Genomic DNA, 2,504 nt, shown 5'->3' with positions numbered 1-2,504 from the left:
AACGGCCGGGTGGGGACGGTAGAGAATGAGTACGCGCCCGATGCGACCGACAATGTCGGCATGACTGGCGACGGACAAAGTCTCTACCATGTCATCCCGCTCGTCGTGGGGTACCTGGGGTAAACGTATCTTGATGAGTTCGTGGGCATGGATGGCGACTTCCAGTTCGGCGAGGACGCCGTCGGTGACGCCGTGGGCGCCGATCATGACGACGGGTTTGAGGGCGTGCGCTTGTCCACGCAGGGTTTGTCTGTGTTTGGCGTCCAGCATGGTATCCTCGTTCAGTCTGATTGGGCCGCTATGGTGTAGCGGCAGAGTGTACGTTTGCGGAGGGCGGGGGTCAAAGCCCGGGGGTGTGTTGTGGCCAGAAGTAAATCCAGTGAGAAGTGGCTGAAGGAACATTTTAAGGATCCATTCGTGCAGCGCGCGATGAAAGAGGGGTATCGCTCGCGCGCGAGTTACAAATTGCTGGAGATTCAACAGAAGGATCACCTGATCCGTCCGGGCATGCGGGTGTTGGATGTGGGCGCAGCGCCGGGTGGCTGGACGCAGGTGGCGGCACCGCTCATCGGCAAGAAAGGGCGACTGGTGGCGGTGGATCGTTTGCCTATGGACCCGGTGGCGGACGCCATGGTGATCTGCGGTGACGTCTATGAAGACGCGGTGCTGGCCGCCTGCCGGGATGCCCTGCCGGGTGGCGCTGATCTGATTATGAGCGACATGGCCCCCAATATGTCCGGTATTGCCAGCGTCGATCAGGCGCGTGCCATGGATCTTGCGGAGCTGGCGCTGGATATGGCCCAGCGCTGGCTGGTGCCGGGTGGTTCGCTGCTGATCAAGGTGTTTATGGGATCCGGCGCGGAGGATTTGCGCCGGGCGCTACGGCAGGATTTCAAGAAGATCGTGGTACGCAAGCCAGAGGCCTCGCGCGCGCGTTCTACTGAGCAGTACTGGCTGGCGCTGGACTTTCAGAGCGTTGCGCAGGAAAGGTTGGACAATGGCGGTGCGGGTTCCCTATAATCTGGCCCACGCGCAGTTAGCTCAGATGGATAGAGCGTCGGCCTCCGAAGCCGAAGGTCACTGGTTCGACTCCAGTACTGCGCACCATAATAAAACAAGTAATTACGACAATGTGCTGTGTTCCATATTGTTTTTTGCTCCATTTTTGCTCCACTAAACCTAGTCAGGGGGATCACACGGAGCGAATCATGGCCAGCATTACCGCAAGAAAGGACCGGGACAACTTCATCATTGGCTGGCAGGTGCGGGTACGCAAGAAAGGGTACCCACTGCAAGTCAAAACCTTTGACAAAAAGGCGCAAGCCCAAGCCTGGGCGCGGCAGATCGAAACCGAGATGGACCGGGGCATCTGGCAAGACCGGGGCGAAGCGGAGCGTACCACGGTCAACGACCTGCTGGACCGCTACGCCCGCGAGATACTGCCCACCAAGCGCGGGGATGCAGGCAAGGTGATGTCCTATATTCGGGCACTCCAGGCTGGCTTGGGGAAGAAGTCCCTGTCTGCACTATCCGCCAAGGATGTTGCAGAATACCGGGATGCCCGATTGTCCATAGGTTTGAAAACCCAGACGGTACGCCACGATCTGGCCCTCCTCTCTCGTGCCATCAAACAAGGCATGATGGAATGGGGCATTGCTCTCCCGGCGGGGAACCCCGTGCTGAATGTGAGAATGCCTGCGCCATCCAAGCCGAGAGACCGGCGCCTGATCGGCGATGAAGAAGCCAGACTCCTGGAAGTCTGCAATGATGCCCGCAACCACTGGTTATTTCCGATAGTGCGATTCGCCATGGAAACCGCCATGCGGGCGGGTGAAATGCTGGAAACTTTTGGGACTGCGGACCCGCAAACCGGTGTTCGCCCGCAAATGACCACGGGCCTGCTCTGGGGGAATGTGGATCTCGGTAAGCGCACTGCCCTGTTGCCCCATACAAAAAACGAGGAAGAACGCACGGTCCCGTTATCCAGCATTGCCGTAGAAGTGCTGAAAGGATTGCCCCGCTCCATAGATGGTCGCGTATTTGGTACAACTTACGAGGCCATTCACCTGGCCTTTGTGCGCGCCTGCAAGCGTGCGGGCATTGAGGACCTACGTTTCCATGACCTGCGCCATGAGGCCACCAGTCGCCTGTTCGAGAAGGGCTTGAACCCGATGCAGGTGGCCGCCATCACCGGCCACAAGACATTGCAGATGTTGAAGCGCTATACTCATTTGCGGGCGGAAGACTTGGCGAAGTTGCTGGGATGAATGCGGATCAAAGAACACATTTAGCAACAACGCTTCAGGCTGTTGCACTGGCGGAGCTGGGATATTTTGGTTATCAGGCCATGGCGGCAAGCCATTGGGGCATATTCGCATGGTCCCTTTTTCTGTTTCTTTGGTTGGAATCGGGCGCATTTTGGGCGCTCCAGGGGGAAGAAGATGAGCGGTAACATCATGGGGTTAATCGGTGTCACCATACTGGCGGCTATCGGCACCGCCGTT

General features: G+C 58.2%; 4 protein-coding genes and 1 tRNA gene. 4 read left to right on the top strand and 1 reads right to left on the bottom strand.

What is annotated here, in order from left to right:
* On the bottom strand, positions 1 to 270 hold a 270-nt coding region (yhbY, locus tag M7F93_RS11725; RefSeq protein WP_298173747.1), incomplete at its 3' end, for a ribosome assembly RNA-binding protein YhbY.
* Between the two features lie 90 nt (positions 271 to 360).
* On the opposite strand from yhbY, the gene M7F93_RS11720 reads away from it, so the two are divergent.
* The 4 genes from M7F93_RS11720 (at position 361) to M7F93_RS11705 (ending at position 2,452) form a co-directional block, all read left to right on the top strand.
* Positions 361 to 1,020, top strand: coding sequence for an RlmE family RNA methyltransferase (locus M7F93_RS11720; RefSeq protein WP_298173745.1), 660 nt, complete (start codon positions 361 to 363; stop codon positions 1,018 to 1,020).
* A 10-nt stretch (positions 1,021 to 1,030) separates the two neighbouring features.
* Positions 1,031 to 1,107, top strand: a tRNA-Arg gene (locus M7F93_RS11715).
* 101 nt (positions 1,108 to 1,208) lie between these two features.
* Positions 1,209 to 2,267, top strand: a complete 1,059-nt coding sequence (locus M7F93_RS11710; RefSeq protein ID WP_298173742.1) for a site-specific integrase — start codon at positions 1,209 to 1,211, stop codon at positions 2,265 to 2,267.
* The gene (locus tag M7F93_RS11705; protein WP_298173739.1) at positions 2,264 to 2,452 is read left to right on the top strand and encodes a hypothetical protein; all 189 of its coding nucleotides are present in this window, start codon (positions 2,264 to 2,266) and stop codon (positions 2,450 to 2,452) included. The genes M7F93_RS11710 and M7F93_RS11705 overlap by 4 nt, the downstream gene beginning before the upstream one ends.
* Positions 2,453 to 2,504: the final 52 nt, after the last annotated feature.

Origin of the sequence: Acidithiobacillus sp. (assembly GCF_027322205.1) — a bacterium.
Lineage (GTDB): Bacteria > Pseudomonadota > Gammaproteobacteria > Acidithiobacillales > Acidithiobacillaceae > Acidithiobacillus.
Note: the sequence above shows the minus strand (reverse complement) of the source record. Positions and strands in the feature narration are given on the sequence as shown.

Bases quoted from the DNA above. Each gene is read 5' to 3' on its own strand.
- M7F93_RS11705 (WP_298173739.1), top strand. From the start codon at position 2,264: ATGAATGCGGATCAAAGAACACATTTAGCAACAACGCTTCAGGCTGTT.
- M7F93_RS11710 (WP_298173742.1), top strand. From the start codon at position 1,209: ATGGCCAGCATTACCGCAAGAAAGGACCGGGACAACTTCATCATTGGC.